General features: G+C 72.7%; 18 protein-coding genes. 11 read left to right on the top strand and 7 right to left on the bottom strand.

Annotated features, from left to right (window positions below; translation table 11 throughout):
* Positions 1 to 220: 220 nt before the first annotated feature.
* Positions 221 to 1114 (bottom strand): NADP-dependent oxidoreductase, encoded by an 894-nt coding sequence (locus tag AB0469_RS17705; RefSeq protein ID WP_366452322.1) that lies wholly within the window; start codon positions 1112 to 1114, stop codon positions 221 to 223.
* 70 nt (positions 1115 to 1184) lie between these two features.
* Between AB0469_RS17705 and AB0469_RS17700 the strand changes: the two genes are divergently transcribed.
* Together AB0469_RS17700 and AB0469_RS17695 are read left to right on the top strand one after the other, a co-directional pair.
* A complete protein-coding gene (locus AB0469_RS17700) occupies positions 1185 to 1760 on the top strand; it encodes a helix-turn-helix domain-containing protein (RefSeq protein WP_366452320.1) in 576 nt (191 codons plus the stop codon).
* A gap of 304 nt (positions 1761 to 2064) precedes the next feature.
* Positions 2065 to 2622: an EF-hand domain-containing protein gene (locus AB0469_RS17695; RefSeq protein ID WP_366452319.1), complete on the top strand. Its 558-nt coding sequence runs from the start codon at positions 2065 to 2067 to the stop codon at positions 2620 to 2622.
* A 135-nt stretch (positions 2623 to 2757) separates the two neighbouring features.
* On the opposite strand, the gene AB0469_RS17690 is transcribed toward AB0469_RS17695, so the two are convergent.
* From AB0469_RS17690 to AB0469_RS17680, 3 genes are all read right to left on the bottom strand, one after another.
* Positions 2758 to 3393: a VOC family protein gene (locus AB0469_RS17690; protein WP_366452318.1), complete on the bottom strand. Its 636-nt coding sequence runs from the start codon at positions 3391 to 3393 to the stop codon at positions 2758 to 2760.
* A 138-nt stretch (positions 3394 to 3531) separates the two neighbouring features.
* The gene (locus tag AB0469_RS17685) at positions 3532 to 4128 is read right to left on the bottom strand and encodes a dihydrofolate reductase family protein (protein ID WP_366452317.1); all 597 of its coding nucleotides are present in this window, start codon (positions 4126 to 4128) and stop codon (positions 3532 to 3534) included.
* 307 nt (positions 4129 to 4435) lie between these two features.
* Positions 4436 to 4849: a hypothetical protein gene (locus tag AB0469_RS17680; protein WP_366452316.1), complete on the bottom strand. Its 414-nt coding sequence runs from the start codon at positions 4847 to 4849 to the stop codon at positions 4436 to 4438.
* Positions 4850 to 5346: 497 nt separating this feature from the next.
* Here AB0469_RS17680 and AB0469_RS17675 point away from each other — a divergent pair, with 497 nt between their 5' ends.
* The 3 genes from AB0469_RS17675 (at position 5347) to AB0469_RS17665 (ending at position 8903) form a co-directional block, all read left to right on the top strand.
* Positions 5347 to 5931, top strand: a complete 585-nt coding sequence (locus AB0469_RS17675) for a hypothetical protein (protein WP_366452315.1) — start codon at positions 5347 to 5349, stop codon at positions 5929 to 5931.
* 206 nt (positions 5932 to 6137) lie between these two features.
* Entirely contained in the window at positions 6138 to 7811 is a 1674-nt protein-coding gene (locus AB0469_RS17670) for a SulP family inorganic anion transporter (protein WP_366452314.1), read from the top strand.
* 108 nt (positions 7812 to 7919) lie between these two features.
* The gene (locus tag AB0469_RS17665; RefSeq protein WP_366452313.1) at positions 7920 to 8903 is read left to right on the top strand and encodes a formylglycine-generating enzyme family protein; all 984 of its coding nucleotides are present in this window, start codon (positions 7920 to 7922) and stop codon (positions 8901 to 8903) included.
* Between the two features lie 127 nt (positions 8904 to 9030).
* Here AB0469_RS17665 and AB0469_RS17660 read toward each other — a convergent pair whose 3' ends face one another.
* On the bottom strand, positions 9031 to 11382 hold the full coding sequence (locus AB0469_RS17660; protein WP_366452312.1) for an arylsulfatase: 2352 nt from the start codon (positions 11380 to 11382) through the stop codon (positions 9031 to 9033).
* 217 nt (positions 11383 to 11599) lie between these two features.
* Here AB0469_RS17660 and AB0469_RS17655 point away from each other — a divergent pair, with 217 nt between their 5' ends.
* Positions 11600 to 12097: an SRPBCC family protein gene (locus tag AB0469_RS17655; protein WP_366452311.1), complete on the top strand. Its 498-nt coding sequence runs from the start codon at positions 11600 to 11602 to the stop codon at positions 12095 to 12097.
* Between the two features lie 100 nt (positions 12098 to 12197).
* A complete protein-coding gene (locus AB0469_RS17650; protein WP_366452310.1) occupies positions 12198 to 12782 on the top strand; it encodes a potassium channel family protein in 585 nt (194 codons plus the stop codon).
* A 219-nt stretch (positions 12783 to 13001) separates the two neighbouring features.
* Here AB0469_RS17650 and AB0469_RS17645 read toward each other — a convergent pair whose 3' ends face one another.
* Both AB0469_RS17645 and AB0469_RS17640 read right to left on the bottom strand, forming a co-directional pair.
* Entirely contained in the window at positions 13002 to 13364 is a 363-nt protein-coding gene (locus AB0469_RS17645) for a PRC-barrel domain containing protein (protein WP_366452309.1), read from the bottom strand.
* Entirely contained in the window at positions 13361 to 13642 is a 282-nt protein-coding gene (locus AB0469_RS17640) for a hypothetical protein (protein ID WP_366452308.1), read from the bottom strand. The genes AB0469_RS17645 and AB0469_RS17640 overlap by 4 nt, the downstream gene beginning before the upstream one ends.
* Before the next feature lie 468 nt (positions 13643 to 14110).
* Here AB0469_RS17640 and AB0469_RS17635 point away from each other — a divergent pair, with 468 nt between their 5' ends.
* From AB0469_RS17635 to AB0469_RS17620, 4 genes are all read left to right on the top strand, one after another.
* The gene (locus AB0469_RS17635) at positions 14111 to 14989 is read left to right on the top strand and encodes an AraC family transcriptional regulator (protein WP_366452307.1); all 879 of its coding nucleotides are present in this window, start codon (positions 14111 to 14113) and stop codon (positions 14987 to 14989) included.
* 159 nt (positions 14990 to 15148) lie between these two features.
* Positions 15149 to 17239 carry a serine/threonine-protein kinase gene (locus AB0469_RS17630; RefSeq protein ID WP_366452306.1) on the top strand — a complete coding sequence of 697 codons (2091 nt, stop codon included), beginning with the start codon at positions 15149 to 15151 and terminating at the stop codon, positions 17237 to 17239.
* Positions 17236 to 18750 (top strand): serine/threonine-protein kinase, encoded by a 1515-nt coding sequence (locus tag AB0469_RS17625; RefSeq protein ID WP_366452305.1) that lies wholly within the window; start codon positions 17236 to 17238, stop codon positions 18748 to 18750. Before AB0469_RS17630 ends, AB0469_RS17625 begins: the two co-directional genes overlap by 4 nt.
* Before the next feature lie 224 nt (positions 18751 to 18974).
* Positions 18975 to 19535, top strand: coding sequence for a GNAT family N-acetyltransferase (locus tag AB0469_RS17620; protein WP_366452304.1), 561 nt, complete (start codon positions 18975 to 18977; stop codon positions 19533 to 19535).
* Positions 19536 to 19845 lie beyond the last annotated feature (310 nt).

Below are 19845 nucleotides of genomic sequence, written 5' to 3'. Positions count from 1 at the left end.
GGCGCGGCTTCCCGAGCCGATGCAGTGATCTTGGTGCGCGGTGGTGCGGACCGCGCTGGTGCCTCCCACCGTCCTTCTCCGGGGGACCTCCCCCGCACACCGGCGCAGGGATGCCCCCACCGGTTCCTGGTGCGGGCCGGATGGTCCGGCCGGCACCGGAGCGAACGGGGTTGAACCATCCGGACGTGCGAACGGAGGGAACCCCGGCCGGCCGCGTCCTTCAGATGATCAGGACCCGGCGCCCCCGGGTGTGGCCGGCGCGGCTGTCGGTGTGCGCAGCCGCTGCCTCGCCGAGCGCGTACGACTTCTCGACCGGGATGTGGAGCATGCCCCGGGAGATGAGGTCGACGGCCTCGGCGAGCGCGTCCGGCACGCTCCCGGCCACGCCGGAGAAGCGGACACCCAGCCGTGGCGCGTCGAGGTCGGCGATGGAGACGACCCTGCCCGGGTCCCCGGTCAGGCCGACGAGTTCGCGGATCACACCCGAGCCGGCCAGGTCGAGGGCCGCGTCGACACGGCCCAGCCGCCGCACCCGTTCGACCCAGCCCTCGTGGTAGGTCGTGGCGAGGGCGCCCAGCCCGCGCAGGTAGTCCTGGTTCGCAGCCCCGGCCGTGCCGATCACCGTGATGCCGCGCGCGCGGGCGATCTGCAGGACCGCCGACCCGACGCCGCCGGACGCGCCGCTGACCAGCAGCGTCTGCCCGGGCCGCACGCCGACCTCGCGGATGATGCGCAGGGCGGTCTCCACCACCGACGGGTACCCGGCCGCCTCCTCGAAGGCCAGTTCCCCGGGCATCCGGGCCCAGGCCGACAGCACGGCGAATTCGGCGTAGGTGTCGGCGCCTTCGCCGAACACGCGGTCGCCGACCTCGACCCCCTCGACGCCCTCGCCGACCTCGTCCACCACCCCCGCCGCGTCCAGTCCGACCCCGGCGGGCAGTTCGACCGGATGGGCGCCCAGGACCTGGCCCTCCCGGATCCTCCAGTCGACGGGGTTGACCCCCGCCGCCCGTACGGCGATGCGTATCCGGCCGGGACCCGCGTGGGGTGCCTCGGCTTCCACCAGGTGCAGGACCTCGGGACCGCCGAACTCGGCGAAGCTGATTTTCCTCATACCGCCGACCATAAAACTAACGGTTAGGGTTTTACAACGGTTAGGTATTCGTACCTGATAGTGTCAGGGCATGACCGAGCCGTCCGGACGCCGTGAACGCAAGAAGGCCGCGACCCGCCAGAAGATCGCCGACACCGCGCTGCGCCTCTTCCTGGAGCGCGGGTACGACGCCGTGGGCATCCGTGACGTGGCGGCCGAGGCCGACGTCGCCGTCACCACCGTCTTCGCCCACTTCGCCTCGAAGGAGGCCCTGGTCTTCGAACGGGACCAGGACTTCCAGCAGCGCCTCACGCGGGCGGTGACCGACCGCGCTCCGCACGAGCCCCTCATCGCGGGGCTGCACCGCGAGGTCCAGGCCCTGGTACGGCACTGCACGGCGGAGGGCGCTGCCCCCGTCCGCCGCATGATCGGGGGATCGCCCGCGCTGCAGGAGTACGAGGAGTCGATGAGCCTGCGTCATGCAGAGGCACTGGCACAGGCGCTGGCCGACGATCCCCACCTGTCCCGGAGCACGACGGCCTGCAGGGCGACCGCGCGGTTCGCCATCGACGCCTACGCGCTGGCCTGCCGGGCGGACGATCCCGAGGCCACGGTGGACGAGGTCTTCCGGATGATCGAGGCGGCCTGGGAAGCCACCGCGCCCTGAGCCGCGCCGGTTGACCGGACGGCCGCATCCGTACGCCGCCCGACCCGGCCGACGGTGCACCGGCCGGGGCCCGCCGTGTGCACCCCTGCGGCGAAGCGGCACGCAGGCGCTGCGCGAGGGGCTCGCCACCCCCGCACGGACGCCGGCCGTCCCGCGGGGCGTCGACGGGACGCACCGGGACCGCCGTTCACGGCCGGACCCGGCTCCCACCGCAGCGGCGAAGCCGCGTTCTCCTGTCGCCCGATCGTGGGTCACCCCTGCGACCGGCGCCCGGACCTGCGGCTCCTGCGCTACGTTCACCGCCATGGACATCCTGCGCGAGAAGATCAGCCACGGCTTCGATCTGCTGGACGCCGACGGCGACGGGGCCCTGACCGAGGCCGACCACGTCATCATGGGCGACCGGGCCGCCGACCAGCTCGGCTACGCCCGCGGCTCGGCCGAGCACATCCGCATGACCGACGCCTACGTGGCGGTCTGGCGCGACCTGCACGCCCGGCACGTCGGCGGGTCCGACGGCCGCATGACCAAGCAGGAATTCGTCACCAGCACCCTCACCCTGGCCGCCGACCCCGAGGCCGCGGCCATCACCGTCGGCGCGCTCGCCCGGGCGTTCTTCGCCATCGCCGACGTCGATGCCGACGGCCTGGTCAGCAGGACCGAGTTCGACGCCTTCCAGCGCAGCCACTTCCCGGGGATCGGCCAGGAAGACCTGGACGCGGCGTTCGCCCACCTGGACCGCGACGGCGACGGAGCCCTCGACCCGGCCGAATTCGAGTCCGCCGTGGTCGAGTACTGGTCCAGCACCGACCCCACGGCCCCGGGCAACTGGTGGATGGGCCGGCCCGACACCCGGGGCTGAGACCTCCCGAACCGGGTGCCTGCCGGACTCGGATCTCGGCGCCGTCGATGATCCGGGTCTGTCCGCGCCACACGAACCCGATCAGGGACCATGATCCACCCGGGCCCATCGCTCCCGCAGGGCCGTCGGCCGGGGTCAGATCGTGACCGGGCCGTGGGCGGTGGCGAACTCGACCGAGACCAGGCCCGGTTCCTCATCCTCGACCCAGGTGACGTCGATCTGGTCGAGGGGGTGGTCGGCCGGTTCGCCCAGGAATTCGGCGATGGAGGCGGCGTCGCCGGCGATGGAGACCCCGTGGATGGTGGTGGAGGTGCGCGGGCCGGCGCTCGGGCGCTCCTCGGTGGGGACCAACCACTGGAGGAAGTAGGGCAGTTGCGGGTCCTCCATCAGCTCCAGCAGGCCGATCTGCTTCCACCGCAGGTCGAACCCGTCGGGGCGGACGCGGTGGCCCTCGGCCGAGGTGCGGCCGAGCCGGGCCTCGACCGGGGCGATGTCGTCGACGGAGACCACCCAGCCCAGCCAGCCGCCGCCCTCGGCGGCGCGGCGCGCGACCGCCTGACCGAAGGGTGCGCGGTCGGCGGCGGGGTGGTCGAGCGTGGTGACCACCTCGACGTAGGTGCCGCCGCTCAGCGGGAGGATGAAATTGCGGGTGCCGAATCGCGGGTGCACGCCTCCGTCCACGAACCCGGCGCCGAGGGCCGATCCGATCCACTGGACGGTCGAGACGAAGCTGTCGCGGGCCACCGCATAGGACACATGATCAAGTCGCACGGCGCCATCATCACCCGCCGACCCGCACAAGTCCCGACGCCACGCCACGCCACGCCCTGCCGGGCGCGTGCTGCTGTCACAGGATCCCGACCCGGCATGCAGCACCCCGCGCGCAACAGCGCCGCCCGTGCGGAGCGTTCAGCTGCCGACGCGCGTGTAGGTGAGGAACACGGCGCCGCTCCCGAGGACGACATGGTCTGCGAGTGCCCAGGTGCGGGGGTCGAAGGCCGCCTTGCGGGAGAACAGCGGGATCCCGTCTGCGACGGTCAGCGGGCCGACCTTGAGGATGAGCGTGTCGATCTCGGCGTACAGGGAGCCCGCGAGCTCGGCGCCGCCCAGCAGCCAGATGTCCTTGCCGTCCTGCTGCTTGAGTTCGCGTACGGTCGCCACCGGGTCGTCGGCGACCAGTTCGACGGCCGGGTCCGGGCTCTCGGTCAGGGTCCGGGAGAACACCAGGTGACGCAGGTGGGGGTAGGCGTCGGCGATGCCGGCCGCGAGACCGATCTCGTAGCTGCGCCGCCCCTCCAGCACGGTGTCGAAGTGCGTGCCCTCCGCCGTGATGGACAGTGCCTGCCGGACATGGACGGGCAGCGTCTCCGGATACTCGGCGACGAGGTGCTGTATGTAGTCCTCCGGTATGGGCCAGAAGCCGTTGGGGCCCGTGGGGTCCCCGCCGTCCGGGCCCGCGATGAAGCCGTCGAGAGTGGTGGCGATGTAGTGGACGAGTCTGCGCATGCCGGGTTCCTTCCGCTGGTCTTGCCGTCGCGCTACGGCCCGGCGGCACTGCCCGATGGCGTGCCGAGGTGCGAGGCCGCTGAGTGATCATGACACGCGTCCACCCGGCGCGAGCACCGTGCCGTCGAGGAGGAGGCCGGACCGCAGGCGGCGGCCCACGGAGCGAGCTGGTGGGTGGTGCGCACCCCCGGCACGGGGTGGTTGCGCCGTGACGACGGCCCCCGTGAGCACTGCTGCTCGCGGGGGCCGTCGGCTGGGCTGGGGGAGTCCCGCCCAGGCGGTGGGGACTCCCGGTCGGGCTCGGTGGTCAGCCGTTGAGCGGGGTGTCGTAGTGGGTCCAGGGCGACCAGTTGCCGTCGTGGTCGCGGTTGCGGCCCCAGTACTCCCCCCTCTCGTCGTAATAGAACACCCTGAAGGACCAGGCGTCGCTGGTGTCGTAGTCGTAGGCGTACGCCGTGCTCGACGCCCTTCCGCCCATGGATATCCACTTCGACCAGTCGCCGTCGGAGTCGGTCCAGCGGGTCCACACCGCACGGTCGGTGCCGACGACGAACTCCTGCTTCGTGCTGTTGGGGAGCTTGTAGCTGGTCACGCCGTACTCGCAGACGTATGCGCGGCCTCCGCGCGAGCAACTGCCCGCCTCGGCGGGGGTGGCCACCGCCGCGACGCTCGCGACCGCGGCGGCCGCGATCACGGCTGCCTTGAACTTTCGGACCAGCATGCTCTCTCCTTCGTGCGACCGCCCGTTCGGGCAGAGACGCGAGTGCCCGGCAGCGGGCTTTCCGGCCCGCCGCCGTCGTCGGTTCCCCAACCACCGAGGGGGCCGGGCCGGGGCGCCGTGGGGCAGTGGTGGTGGGGTCGTCCGCCAGTGCGGGGCAGCGCCCCTGCGGCAGGCACAGTCGATCACGGTCGGGGGGTACGAACCAGGCAGTTCCACCTGCAAAAGTACGGTCGGCGTTCTTCTGCTGGGCCTTGGATCTGCCGCTCCCGCCCGGGGCGACGGGATCCGGGGCGGGACGGGACGTCGTGGGATGTCGGGGGAGCGAGCCCGTCGAGCGCCGGCGGGCTCGGGTTTCGACGGTCCCGCTGACGGCGTGGCGGGTTGTCGTCCGCAGGGGATGCTCCCATCCTTCGTCCGGGGGGTGCTGGATACGGGCTGCGTGCATGCGTGAGCGGAACGGCTCGCCATGACGGCTCGTGGGAGCGGTCGGAGTGGGGATGAGTGAAGAGGCGTCCGGAGTTCCGGGCCGGGAGCGGAAGCCTGATCTGCCCGAGATCGACCCCGCCCTGCGTGCCACGGCCACCGCGGCGGCGGGGGGTACGCTCGTCATCTGGTGGCCCGCGTTCACCCTGGGCGCCTACAGCGCCATCTTCTTCGACGACGTGCTGACCCTGTGGGCGGTGGCGACGACGGTGCTGCTCTCGGGTGTGCTCCTGCGCAGCAGAGGGGGGCTGCCCTGGGGCGGCTGGGTCGCTCTGTCGCTTCCGTCGGTCTGGATCGTCCTGGCCATCGTGGCGCCGAAGAGCAGCGGGTTCCCCTATCTCCACTACTTCGAAGTGGCTCTCACCCTGGTGGGTGCCCCGGTGCTGGCGTGGCTCCTGACGCGCATCCTGGTACCGGACTACGGGGCCCTGCCCCTGATCCAGCGTCTGGGCGCCGTCGGCATCACCATCGTGATCGGGGTTCTGGCCTTCCTGATGGGCAAGTTCAACTATCTGTTCCTCACCTGCGCCGACTTCGACGTGAGCAGCAACAACGAACCTGCCGATTGTGCCAAGGGCGCGCCGTTCAACCTCCGCTGATGCGGTGTGCCGTGCTGCCGCCCCATCGGCCCGTCGCCAACGTCAGGACACTCCGAGGGGCTCGAACGGCCCGGAGCCGCCCATGGGCCGCGGGAGTCTGCCGGTGAGCGAGCGTGGGCCGTGACGGCGAAGCTCACGGCCGCACGCGGTTCGCTCCCGGACAGTGGACACGCGCTTCCGACAATGGAGGGGTGACAAGACGTCGGATGTCCGCAGCGCAGGCAGTGCCGCTGCTGGGCCAGCTGCGGCGATATTCCTGGCGCGGGGTGCGCGGCGACGTCGTGGCCGGGTTCGCGGTGTCGGTGACGCTGGTGCCCCAGGCCCTGGGGTACGGGCAGGTGGCGGGGCTGGGCCCGGCCGCCGGTCTGTACACCGCGGTGGGGGCCATGGTGGTCTTCGCCCTGGTGACGTCCACCCGGCTGGTGGCCGTCGGCCCGTCGTCCACCATGGCGATCATGACGTTCGCCGCGGTGAGCGGGCGTTCCGGCGGCGACGCCCGACGTGCCGTGGCGCTGGCGGCGTGCCTGGCGCTGATGACGGGGGTCCTGCTGCTGCTCCCCGGACGGCTGCGGGGCCTGACCACCTTCATGTCCGGGCCGGTGGTGCTCGGGTACCTCGCCGGCACGGCCGTGCAGGTGATGGCCAGCCAGGCGGGAACCCTGCTGGGCGTGCCGACGCACAGCGACCGCCCGATGGTGAAGCTGTGGGAGGTGCTCACGAACCTGGACCAGGTCCAGGCCGTGACCGCCGTCGTGGGCGTCTCCTCCCTGATCGCCCTCGTCGTGCTCAAGAAGGTCTTCCACGCCGTTCCCGCCCTGCGCGCCGTTCCCGCCACACCCGTGGTGTGCGTGGTGGCGATCACCGTGTCGGCCGCGGCAGGGCTCGCCGGCCACGGGGTGGCGATGACCGGCGGCATCTCGGGCGGGCTGCCCGTACCGGCCTGGCCGCAGGTGAGCGCCGGGGACGTGTGGGCGTTGCTGCCGACCGCGGCGGGGATGGCCATGATCGCCTCGATCGAGGGGGTGGCGGTCCTGCGCCGGACGGCGGCCGCCGAGGGACAGGTCTCCCTGGTCCGGGAGTCGGTCGCCGTGGGTGTCGCAGGGGCGGGATCGGGATTCCTGGGCGGATTCGCGCCGATGGCGAGCACCCAGCGGACCCTGTCCGCCCAGGGGGCGGGAGCGCACTCGCAGCTGTTCCAGCTGGCCGGCGCCGGCTTCGTGGTGGTCGCGCTGCTCACCACCGGCCCGGTGATCGAGCTGCTGCCGAAGACGGTGCTGGCCGCTGTCGTCATCGTGTCCGCTTCGAACCTGATCGACGTCACGGGGTTCGCGGAACTGTGGCACGGCTGGCGTACCGAGGCCGTCCTCGCCGTGGCCACCATGGTCGTCGTCCTGGCCCTCGGGGTCCTGAACGGCCTGCTGGTCGCCGTGGTCCTCGCGCTGCTGCAGCTGCTCCGGCGCGTCGCATGGCCCCACGACGCCGAGCTCGCCGTCACCGATGACGGGGCGCCCCACGAGGTGGTACCCGGCGAGTCCGCCGACACGGACGTCCTGATCTACCGGGTGGACGCACCGCTGTTCTTCGCCAACGCGGGCCGCATCCACGAGAGGGTCCTGACCCTGGCCGCGGCCCGGTCGCCGTACCCCCGGTACGTGGTCCTGGACGCCGGGGCCGTCTTCCACGTGGACGCCACCGGGGCCGAGATCCTGGCCCAGCTCACCGTCGACCTGCGCGCCCGGGACTGCGAGCTGGTCCTCGCACGCCCCCGCGACTCGGTCCTGGCCACCGTGCGCGCCAACCCGTACCAGGACGGCGCCACCCGGAAGCTGCGTACGTTCCCCACGGTGAGGGAGGCGTACGCCGTCCTGCGTACGCCCTGACCACCGGCGGCGCACCCGACGGCGGGGTGGACGTGTCGTCGTCCGCCTCCGGACACCCGCTGCCCCAGAATCGCGTGCGGTGATCCCGATCCCCGTGGAGGCTGGTCCATGTCCGACGGTGAGCTGCGCTCCGGCTGCTGTGGCCCTGTGCGTCCCTCCGGAGGGGCAGCGGCCGGGCCGGCCGGGCGCGCCCCGCACGTCTCCGCCGCCGGTACCGCTCCCGGCCGCGCGGGCATGGTGCGGTTGGAAGCGGCCGTCTTCCCGATGGGGTCCCGCGACGGATGGACGGTCCGGGGCGACGGTGAGGGACCGGTTCACGACGTGGCACTCGATGCGTACTGGATCGACCGCTGCGCGGTCTCCAACGCCGGCTTCGGGGCCTTCGAGGCCGCGACCGGATACGTGACGGAAGCGGAACGGTACGGCTGGTCCTTCGTTTTCGCCGGGTTGCTGCCGAGCGGCTTCCGCGACACCCGGGCGGTCGCCGCGGCCCCCTGGTGGCGCCAGGTCGACGGTGCCTCCTGGCGGCATCCGGAAGGGCCCGGGTCCGACCTCGCCGGCCGCGCGGACCACCCGGTGGTGCACGTCTCCTGGAACGACGCCTGCGCCTACGCGGCGTGGGCGGGCAAGCGCCTGCCGACCGAGGCGGAGTGGGAGTACGCCGCCCGCGGCGGCCTGCAGGGAGCCGCGTTCCCCTGGGGCGACGAACTGGAGCCGGGGGGTGAGCGCCGGATGAACGTATGGCAGGGCCGTTTCCCCGACCGGCACACGCGGCCGGACGGCTGGTACGGCACGGCTCCGGTCACGGCGTACCCACCCGGGGGACACGGCCTGTACAACATGTGCGGCAACGTATGGGAGTGGTGCGCCGACTGGTACGCCCCGGACTACTACGCCCGCAGTCCCCGCGAGAATCCCACGGGCCCCGCGCTCGGCACGGTCCGGGCTCTGCGCGGCGGGTCGTACCTGTGCCATGCCTCCTACTGCCGCCGCTACCGGGTGGCCGCCCGCGGCTCCAGCACCCCCGACAGCAGCACCGGCCACCAGGGCTTCCGCTGCGCCGCCGACGCCGCCCCCCGGGAGGGCCGGTGAGCGGGCGACACCGGCCCACGCGGCTGCCGCGCAGCCGCGTGGGCCCGGCCCTGAGGGGGCGCCGGGATCGCCACCCGGCCCTGGCCGGGACGGCTCCGGGTGGCGCGGCAGCCTCGGCAGGCCGGCGTCAGTCGCGGTGGAACATGCCGATGAGCTCCTTCTCCATGTCGGCGAAGGCTTCTCCGCTGACGTCCACCACCACGTTCCTGATCGTGCCGCCGAGGAAGGCGAAGGGCGTCTCGTAGTCGCTGGACACCGGCTGACTGCTGTCCTCGCCGATGGCGAGCCCCTCCCCGACCAGGGAGAAGTTGCCCGGCTGGGTCTTGATGCCGGCTTCGGCGACCTGCCGGTCGCCCACGTAGAGGGCGAGGCTCCCGTGCGTACTGCCCTGCTCGTCACGCTTGCCCGCGCGGAACACCGCCGAGAAGGTGAGGTCTCCGACACCGACCGGCTCCGGCGAGCTGACCTTCTGCTCCATCCGCCCGAGCCAGTTGTAGACGTAGTGCAGACGCCCGTCCATCAGGTACATGCTGTGGCCGCCGAAGCGCCCGCCGTGCGAGAAGAGAGCACCACGGGCCTCGGGCGTCTCCAGATGCACATCGGCGACGATCGAGTAGGACCGGCCCCGGATGTTGACCGCCACCGCCTCGGGCACTTCCGCACAGCCCGGGTAGTACACGTACCGGTCACGGGGCTTGGAGAGCTGCGGCCGGGGTGTGGAGAGGATCTCCACCGGACTGCGGTCGTCCAGCGGCAGGCCGTGGTACTTGGCGGCCTCCGTCGACCACAGGCGCTTGAGCTCCTCCAGCTTCTCCGGGTGTTCGGCGGCCAGGTCCCGGTTCTCGGAGCGGTCCTCGCGCAGGTCGTACAGCTCCCAGGCGTCCTGCTCGAAGTGGCTCCAGTTGGAGGGGGCCGGGGGGTGCGCGGTGGCCGCGTGCCAGCCGTCGTGCCAGATCCCGCGCGTGCCGAGCATGGTGTAGAACTGCGTCTGCCGCGGTTCGGGCGATCGGGCGTCCTCGATCACCTTGCGGAGGCTGGCGCCCTCGATCGGATTCTGCGCCACGCCGCCCACCGTCTCCGGCGGCTGGATGCCGAGCATGTCGTAGACGGTCGGCACGATGTCGATGGCGTGGACGTACTGGTGCCGGACCTCGCCCTTCTGCTTGATGCCCTTGGGCCAGGAGATGATCATCGGGTCGGCGATACCGCCCTCGTACGACACCCAGCGCTTCCAGTACTTGAACGGGGCGTTGAACGCCCACGCCCAACCGGTCGGGTAGTGGTTGTAGGTCTTGGGGCTGCCCAGGTCCTCGAGGTGGCGCAGGTTTTCGGCGATGTCGTCGGGTACGCCGTTGAAGAAGTTGTTCTCGTTCGTCGAGCCGTTCGGGCCGCCTTCGGCGCTGGCGCCGTTGTCCGAGACCGCGACGATGATGGTGTTCTCCAGCTGTCCGGACTCCTCCAGGTAGTCCAGCAGGCGCCCGATCTGCGCGTCGGTGTACGAGACGAAGCCGGCGAAGACCTCGGCCATCCGGGCGAACAGGCGCTTCTCTTCGGTGCTCAGCGAGTCCCATGGGCGGACGAAGTCCGTCCCCGGCCACGGCTGCCCCTGGGGGCCGGTGGCCTCCGGCTCGCCGTGCGGGTTGATCGGCGTGAGCTCGGTGCCCTCGGGCAGGATGCCCAGCTCGATCTGCCGCTGCAGCGTCATGCGGCGGTACACCTCGTAGCCGTCGTCGAACTTCCCGGCGTACTTGTCCGCCCACTCCTTGAAGATGTGGTGCGGGGCATGGCCCGCACCCGGGCAGAAGTACGTGAACCAGGGCTTCTCCGGGGCGATGACCTTGGCATCACGGATGAACTGGATCGTCCGGTCCACCAGGTCCTTGGACAGGTGGTACCCCTCGTCCGGGGTGTACGGCGGCTCGACCGGGTGGTTGTCGTAGACGAGGTCGGGGTAGTACTGGTCCGCCTCACCGCCCAGGAACCCGTAGAAGCGTTCGAAGCCGCGACCGAGCGGCCAGTGCCGCTTCGAGGAGGCCATGTTGGCCTCGTCGGAGGGGACCAGGTGCCACTTGCCCAGCGCGTAGGTGTTCCAGCCGCGCTCGACCAGCACCTCCGCCAGACTCGCGTTCTCGAACGGGATGCGCCCGTTGGAGCCCGGGAAGCCGCTGGTCATCTCGGCGACGCAGGCCATGCCGTTGCTGGTGGCGTTCCGCCCGGTCAGCAGGGACGAGCGCGTGGGCGAGCACAGCGCGGTGGTGTGGAAGTTGGTGAACTTCACCCCCGTCTCGGCGAGCCGGCGCATCGCCGGGACCTCCACGAGGCCGCCGAAGATGTCGAACGTGCCGAAGCCGACGTCGTCCCACACCACGTACAGCACGTTCGGCGCACCATCGGGGGCCTGGGGCTGCTTGTAGGGCTCCCAGTCCGGCACCGACTGCCTGATGTCCTCTTGGATCACACCGTTGAACGAAACCGCCATACTCGACCTCCTCGGTGTTCGAGGCGTCTGCCTCCGACCCGAGAAGGGTCCCCCGGCGGTGATGGCCGCTAGACCGGTGCCGCCCTCAGTCAGCCCATCGGACGAACCAGAGCTGAGAGCCGTCCCGCGCCGGGCGAGGATGGTGGCGGCGCGTGCGCCCCGAACGGGTCCGGACCTGCGGCCCGGCAGAGCCGCCACGGGAAGGGCCGGAGGTACCGTGAAGTACGAGCTGCGTCCCGAAGACCTCGCGTTCACCGAGCGCGCCCGCTTCCGGCGCCACTGCACCGGGACGGTCCGGGCGCCCGCCGAAGCCGTCTTCGACCAGCTCGCGCGGTACCCGCAGAACTGGCCCCGCTGGTTCGGCCCGGCCGACGACGTCCACTACGAGGATCCGCCCCCCTACGGCGTGGGCAGCACGCGCTTCTTCCGCCTGTACCGCGTCATCCGGGCCCGCGAACGGATCATCGCCTGGGACCCCGGCCGGCACTTCGCCTACCGCGTCCACGAAGCCAACGTGCCCGGCGTCGCGGCCATGATCGAAGAATGGACCCTGACCCCCTCCCCGGGCACGGGAACCACCGTCGGCTGGACACTCGCCGTCGACGCCGGACCGCTCGTCGACCGGTTGCTGCGGGCCGGCCACCGCCACATCGACCAGCTGTTCCGCCAGTCGATGCAGCGCCTGGAAGCCCTGTGCGGGCACACCCGCCCGTAGCCGTTCGACCGTGCCCGCCCCGCACACCGTTCCCCACGCGATCGGAGGGCGATCATCCTGAAGCCATCGGCACGATCCGGCGCGAGCGCGGTACGTCCTCGTGGACGCGCGGGACATGATGACCGCCGCCACAGCACCGGCCCCCCAGGACCCACCAGAGACCCGGCCCTCGTTCCGTCAGGTCGTCTGGGCCGTGCTGCGCGTGGCCGGCATCGTCGCCGCCCTGGTGGCCCTGTACTACGTGCTGCCCCTGGACCACTCCTCGATGGGTGCAGCCGCCACCGTGCTCCTCACCGGTCTGGCGGGGTTCGCCGGCCTGGTCGCCGTCCAGGTCCGCGTGATCCTCCGCTCGCGCTTCCCGGGGCTGCGGGCCCTCGAGGCGCTGGCCACGAGCATCCCGTTCTTCCTGCTGCTGTTCGCGGCCGCCTACGTCACCCTGGCCGCCCAGTCTCCCGGCAGCCTCAGCACCAGCCTGTCCCACACCAACGGGCTCTACTTCACCGTCACCGTGTTCTCCACCGTCGGGTTCGGCGACATCACGGCGAAATCCGAAGCGGCGCAGCTCCTGGTCACCCTGCAGATGCTCGCCGACCTGGCCGTGTTCGGCCTGGCCATCAAGGTCATCCTGGAGGCGGCCCGCCGCGGCCTGCAACGCAGGAGCGCCCCGCGCGGGGGCGGAGGATGATGAAGCGCGCAGACGAGGCCCGTCCGCAGAGCGCCGCCCCCGGCCCGGGGCAGTCACACCTCGCCACCTTGATCATCTGCTTGGCCGTCACCTGTGCAACAGTCTTGAACGCATTCAACTTGGTGCGGGTGGCGACGGCATGGACGGCCTGGGGAGGGCCGGCTCCGCTGCGGCGTCGGCGCCGTCCTCCTGCTCCGCGCCCGCACCCCGTCACTGCGGTCACTGCTGCCGGCGGCGCACCGTGTCGCCCCAGTAGCCGCCGACCTCCCGGTGGTAGGCGGCGTCACCGAGGTGCTCGTCCCTGACGAAGTCCGGGGCGTGCTTGATCTGTTCCCTGGTCCGGTCGACGTAGACCTTCTCCTCGGTGGTGTCGACACGGGTGACCGTGCCGGCGGGCAGGAGCACTTCCCTGCCGAAGATCCAGGGGCCGGTGTCGACGACGATCCAGGAGGCGTCGGTCTCGTAGGAGTGCTTGTCGACCTTGCCGAGGGCGCCGTTGAGGGCCTCCACCGTGTAGCCGGTGAGGTCCCTGTCCTCGACGTGGGCGACGGTCGGGTGGTAGGCCCAGATGTTCTCGTTCACGGGTGCGGGTTCCCTTCTCGGTGGTGGGTCAGCGCGCGGATGCCGAGGCCGAGCAGGCCGGCCGCGACGGCCGGCAGGGCGGCGCGGCGGGGGCCGGCCGTGCGGGTCCCGGGGCCGGGTTTCGGCCGCGCCGCGTGCGGGGCGACCGCGGCGGACCCGGCGGGGGCAGGGTCGGCCGGCCGGGGCAACACGGGCAGGAAGCGGCGCAGTTGCCGCGGGATCGTGCCGGATCCGGACGGGTAGCGTGGGCGGCTTGCGCCCGGGGGGTGGGTCGCCATGCGGCGCGCCTGCCCCGGATCGGCGGATCGACGCACGCCGCTTTCCGGGGTCCGCGGCCGGCGGACCCGCCTGCCGCCGGCGGCTGCGCCGTGGCCCGGGGCTCCCGGTCGCCAGCGTCGTCGGCCCCCGGTCCGCGAACGGTCTCGGCCCGGGGCACACGAGCGGTTCGTGGCATCCGATCCGTGCAGCGCACGTGCGGAGTAGCGCCTGCCGGCGTGGACCCACCCACGGGGGTCACCCACGGCCGAGGCCCGGCTCAGCATCCGCCGGTCGGTCGCATCGCCCGCGTGTGCGGGGCGATGCGACCGGCACCCGCTTGCGTCAGCACTGCCTCTATGACGCTCCTGCGCGCCCTGTATATCGTGGGGGCGAGCGGGGCCGGCCACCGTGGACCTCCCTGACCGACGAACCTCCGGCTGAGGCGAGCCCGCCCCCCTCTGGAACGTTACGGGCGAAGGGGATGTCTCGTGGACCGTGGGGTCGGGCGTGCTGGCGGAGCGGACCGTGAGGTCACGGTCTCCGGTGCCGGAGGTCTGCGACGGGTCACCCGACCCCTCCACCCCGCACTACGGCCCTACCTGTGCGGCCGTATCGGCTATTCCCACCTGGCCCCGCCCTACCAGGTCCGGATGGTTCCGACCGGCCACGTCGTACTGGCCGTCAGCCTGGCCGAGCCGTTCAGCCAGGTGCGCCGCATCGGAATGCCGGGCTCGGGCACCGGCCGGATCGGTTCGGTGGTGGTCGGCATGGAGGACCGGCCCGCGTGGTGCGTACATCCCGGGGGCCGACAGGAGGCGATCCGCCTGGAGTTCACCCCTCTCGGCGCCTACCGGTTACTCGCCCTGCCCATGCGCGAGCTGACCAACCGCGTGGTCGGGCTGGATGACGTCCTCGGTCCCCGGGGCGGTGAGTTGGTGGAGCGTCTGGCGGCCGCCCGGGACTGGGCCGCCCGGTTCGACCTGCTCGACGCCGCGCTGCTGGCCCGGCTCGGGCGCGGCCCGGAGCCGGCTCCCGAGGTGGAGCACGCCTGGTGCCTCCTCACGGGCTCGGCCGGTGCGGTTCCCATCGCCCGACTCGCCGACGAGGTGGGGTGGAGCCGCAGTTACCTGGTCCGCCGGTTCACCGAACAGGTCGGGCTCACGCCGAAGACCTCGGCCCGGGTCCTCCGGTTCCGCCGCGCCGCGCAGCTGCTCGCCCGCGGTCCCGTGGACCTCGCCGCGCTCGCCGCCGGCTGCGGCTTCTACGACCAGGCCCACCTCACTCGGGAGTTCCGGGCCCTCGCGGGTCTCACCCCGGGCCGGATGGCGACGGCCACCCGCCCGGTGGACGAGGCCCTCGCCCTCTAGGACGAGGTCACATTCGTCCAAGCCGAACCCGTCGCCGCGCCGCTACGTTCGAGGGCGGGCCGGAGCCGGCGGAAGCACGCACGCCGTCGCCCCACCCGCTCCTTTCGATCGATCGTGACTACGGGGGCACCCCTTGGACGTGGCACAGACGGTGCAGCGATGACGACACCCCTGCAGGCGGGCGATCCGCGTGAGGTGGGCGGGTACCGGCTGGTCGGCCGGCTGGGCGGCGGGGAGCTGGGGACGGTGTTCCTCGGCCGCTCCCGCTCCGGCCGGCTGGTGGCGGTGCGGGTGGTCGCGCCGAAGCCGGCGCTCGATGCGGAGTTCCGGCGCCGGTTCTCGGAGCTGACCGCCACCGCGCGGAAGGTGAGCGGCTTCTACACGGCGCAGGTGGTGGACGCCGCCGCCGAGGGGGACGTGCTGTGGGTGGCGAGCGCGTACTTCCCCGGTCCGTCGTTGCGGGAGGCGGTGGCGGCGCACGGGCCGCTGCCGGAGGAGGCCCTGCGGGCGCTGGGGTCAGGGCTGGCGGAGGCGTTGGCCGGTGTGCACGCGGCCGGTCTGCTGCACGGGGGTCTCACCCCGGGCGACGTGATCCTCGCGGATGACGGTCCGCGGCTGACCGACTTCGCGCTCGCCCGGCTGTGGGACGCCGCACACCCCTCCCGGACGGTCGGTGCGGCACCCGGCGGCGTGTTCCTCGCGCCGGAGCAGGTCCGCACCGGCGCGGCCGTACCGGCCTCGGACGTCTTCTCCCTCGGCGCCGTGCTCGCGTACGCCGCCACCGGCCGCAACGCCTTCGGGGACGCACTCGGCTCCGACGCGTTGCTGCGCGTGGTGACGCAGGAGCCGGACCTTGCGGGGGTGCCCCGCCCGCTGCTCGGTCTGGTCGGTGCCTGCCTGGCCAAGGACCCGCAGGCCCGCCCGGACCTCGATGACCTGGTACGGGTCCTGGCCGGGCCGGGACCGGGCGACTGGCTGCCGCCCACCCTCGTGGAGATGGCCGGGGAGCGCAAGGCCGAGGCCGACGCCCACACCGGGACCGGGGCTCAGCCGCCCCGGCTGCGGCGGCGGGCTCTGCTGGCTGCCGCCGGTGTCGCCGCGCTCGCCGCCGTCGGGGTGCCGGCAGGGATCTGGGCCGCCTCCGGCGACGACCAGCCCGCCACCGGCACCCCGGGGCCCACCGGCGGCGCGTCCGCGTCCGGCTCCGACTCCGCGGCCGGCGTCGTGAAGTTGACGGCGGGCGCGCTGGTCGAGGTGGGCCGCGAGACGGGCGACGGCAAGGGGATCGCCTACAGCCCGGACGGCAAGCTCCTGGCGACCGGCGGGAAGAACAAGGTCGTCCTCATAGACCCGGTGGCCGGGAAACAGCTGGGTGTGCTGGCGGTGGACCGTGCCCTGGGCGGCGCCGGCGCCGTCGCCTTCTCCCGCACCGGCGGCCTCCTCGCCGCCGCCTACACCCTGCCCCCCGACCTGCGCAGCCGCGACGACAAGGACCGTGCGCACGGCCGGGCCGCCGTCACGGTGTGGGACGCCGCCTCCCGCCGGGAGGTGATCACGGTGGTCGCCGCGTCCCAGGGCAACTTGCTGGCGCAGCCGTACGCGGTGGTGTTCAGCCCGGACGGCCGACTGGTCGCACTCGGCCGGGACGGGCGCGACAGCATCGGAACGGCAGTGGTGTGGGAGGTGGCCGGCGGCAAGGAGGTCGCTTCCCTCGTCGTCGGCCCGGGTTCGAACGGCACCCTGGGTGCCGCGCGCAGCGTCGCGTTCAGTCCGGACGGCAGGAGCCTGGCCGTCGGCTACGGGAGCGACCTGAGGGGTGCGGTGGACCTGTTCGACGCCTCCTCGTCCTTCGCCCCGATCGCGACCCTCGCCCTGGACAAGACCGACCCGTACGGCGTGACCTCGCTGGACTTCACCCCCGACGGGAAGACGCTGGCCGGCTCCTTCGGCGGCGTCGCCGTGTGGGACGTGACCAGCAGGAAGCTCACCGCGACCCTCGCCGACGTCAACTCCCACTACCAGTCGGCCTCGTTCAGCCCCGACGGGAGACTGATCGCCGGCGCCGCCAGCGCCTACTCCCAGGGCGGCGGGGTGACGGTGTGGAACCTCGCCACCCGCAAAGGAACGCCGGTGACGACGGGGCGCAGCGGCGGAGGGGACGTCGAGTTCGGTCCGGACGGCCGGACGCTCGCCGCGACCACCGACACGGGCGAGCTGCTGGGCGCCGTCCAGTTGTGGGCGGTCGGATGATCGAGCCGCTGGCCGGGGAGGACCCGCGCCATGTCGGACCGTACGAGCTGGTGCGGCGGCTGGGCCGGGGTGGGATGGGGGAGGTGTTCCTCGGGCGCTCGCCGGGCGGGCGGCTGGTGGCGGTCAAGGTGGTGGCCGCCGAGCTGGCGCACGACGCCGATTTCCGCCGGCGCTTCGCCCTGGAGGTGGCGGCGGCGCGGAAGGTCGGCGGCTTCTACACGGCGCAGGTGGTGGACGCCGATACCGACGCGGTGCGCCCCTGGCTGGTCACCGCGTACATCCCCGGCCCGTCGCTGCACCAGGTGGTCCGCGACGCCGGGCCCCTGCCGCACCGGGCCCTTCGGGTCCTCGGCTCCGGCCTGGCCGAGGGCTTGGCCGCCATCCACGCCGCCGACCTGGTCCACCGGGACCTGAAGCCGGGGAACGTCATCGTCGCCGACGACGGTCCGCGGGTCATCGACTTCGGGATCGCCCGTGCCCTGGACGGCGGTCAGCACACCGGCACGGTGATCGGTACACCCGGATTCATGTCGCCGGAGCAGGCGCGGGGCGAGCCCACCGGGCCGGCCGCCGACGTGTTCGCGCTCGCCTGCGTCCTGACCTTCGCCGCCACCGGGCACAGCCCCTATGGGCAGGGACGCCCCGACGTCATCCTCTACCGGACGGTGCACGAGCCCCCGGATCTGCAGGGGGTGCCCGACGAGCTGAGTGCGTTCATCCGGATCTGCCTGGCCCCCGAGCCGGGCCGGCGTCCGCTGGTGTCGGACGCACTGCGTCACCTGGCGACCTCCGCCGAAGACACGCAGTGGCTGCCCGCCGGGGTCGCGGCGATGATCGGCGAGCGGCGCGCGGTGACGATCGCCCTGCGCGCGCGTACCGACCCCGAGCCGCCCGGCAGCGGGCCGCGCTCCGGCCCCGAGTCCGGGCCGGTGCGGCGTCGTCGCCGCGCGGTGCCGCTCGCGGCCGCCGCGACCCTGGCCGTCGGCGGCGCCGCCTGGGCCGCCGTCGCGCTCCTGCACCCCTTCGACACCCGGAGCGGCTCGGACACGTCCGGGTCGTCGGCGACCGCGAAGACCGCCGCCTGGAGCGGGGACCCGTGCGACGTCACCACCTACACCCTCATCCAGGACCACCAGCTCACCAGCGTCGGGCAGGCCGGCGGCTTCACCAACGGCTCCGACCGCGTGAAGACCTGCACCTGGAAGGTCGGGGCCGCGACGGTGGACAACAACCGGACGATGACGCTGGCCTACTCCACTGCCCCGTTCCACCTGATCACGGACCGCAAGGCACCGAAGGAGTCCGCCAACCTGCACCTGGACGGGCTCACCTCCGCCGCGGCCTACGCGAACCAGGAGGAGGACCGGTGCGAAGTCGGCTGGCGGACACCTGGCGGCTACGCCGCCGTCCTCGAATCCGACCCCGGCGTCATCGGTGCCTCGTGCGTTCTCGGCGCCCGTTTCGCCCAGGACCTGGCCCCCAAACTGACCGACGGAGCAAAGAGCAGCTGAACGACCACCCGTGCGCCTGCGAGGGCCGTACGGCATGGCGTCCGTCAAGGCCGAGCCGATGTCGATGTCGATGCCGTCGGCGGCGGAGTCGACCGCGCCCGGCGCCACCGAGCCGACCCACCGTCCGCCGGGGCCCCGCTGCGCGCCCTGCCAGGCAGTCGGCGTGGACCCGGCGACGCCGAAATCGGGTGGCAGTGCCGGTCGGCCATGGTGAGGATCACGTCATGAGCCACTTCCTGAAGACCGACCGGCTGGTCCTGCGCGCGTTCGGGCCCGACGACGCGGATCTCCTGCTTGCCCTGGACAGCGACCCCGAGGTCATGCGCTTCATCAACGGCGGTCGCCCCACCAGCCCCGAGACCGTCCGTACGCGGGTCCTGCCGAGGCTCCTGCACGTCTACGACTGCTGGGACGCACAGGCGTACTGGGCCGCGTACGAGGAGGCCGCCGGCACCTTCCTGGGCTGGTTCGAGTTCCGGCCGCTGGACGAGGACAGCTCCGCCGTGGTCGAGCTCGGATACCGGCTGAACCGGGCGGCGTGGGGGCGCGGCCTTGCCACCGAGGGGGCGCGGGCCTTGATCGACAAGGGGTTCACCGAACTCGGGGTGGAGCGGGTCACGGCGAACACGATGGCCGTCAACACCGCTTCCCGCCGCGTGATGGAGAAGTCCGGCCTGTCGTTCCTCCGGCATTTCACCGGGGACTGGCCGGAGGCGATCGAGGGCTCCGAACACGGCGAGGTGGAGTACGAGCTCACGCGGGCCACCTGGGAAGGGCTGCGGTAGAACGGCCGGTGCGTCCGCCGCGCCCCGGTCCTCCCGGTGGCGTCGGCGGACCGTCGACTTCGCGGGGGGGGGCGAGGACGCCGAAGACGCCGAGGACGCGCCGGTCGTCCTCGGCGGCCGGGGCCGTGCCTCGCTCCGCGAGGCTGTCGGCGGTGTACTCGGCGACGGCGCTCGCGCCGGAGTGGTGAGCGTCCTCTTCGCCCTGGCCTGCCCGCCCTAGCTGTATTGCCCGGTGAGGTTGGGGACGCGGCTGGCGGGTGGTTTGCCTGCGAGCGCGGTGTGTCCGCGGTGGTGATTGTAGGTGTGGAGC

Source organism: Streptomyces sp. NPDC093801 (genome assembly GCF_040701585.1).
In the GTDB taxonomy this organism is placed as follows: domain Bacteria; phylum Actinomycetota; class Actinomycetes; order Streptomycetales; family Streptomycetaceae; genus Streptomyces.
The sequence above is the reverse complement of the archived record's forward strand: the minus strand, read 5'-3'. Positions and strand labels throughout refer to the sequence as shown.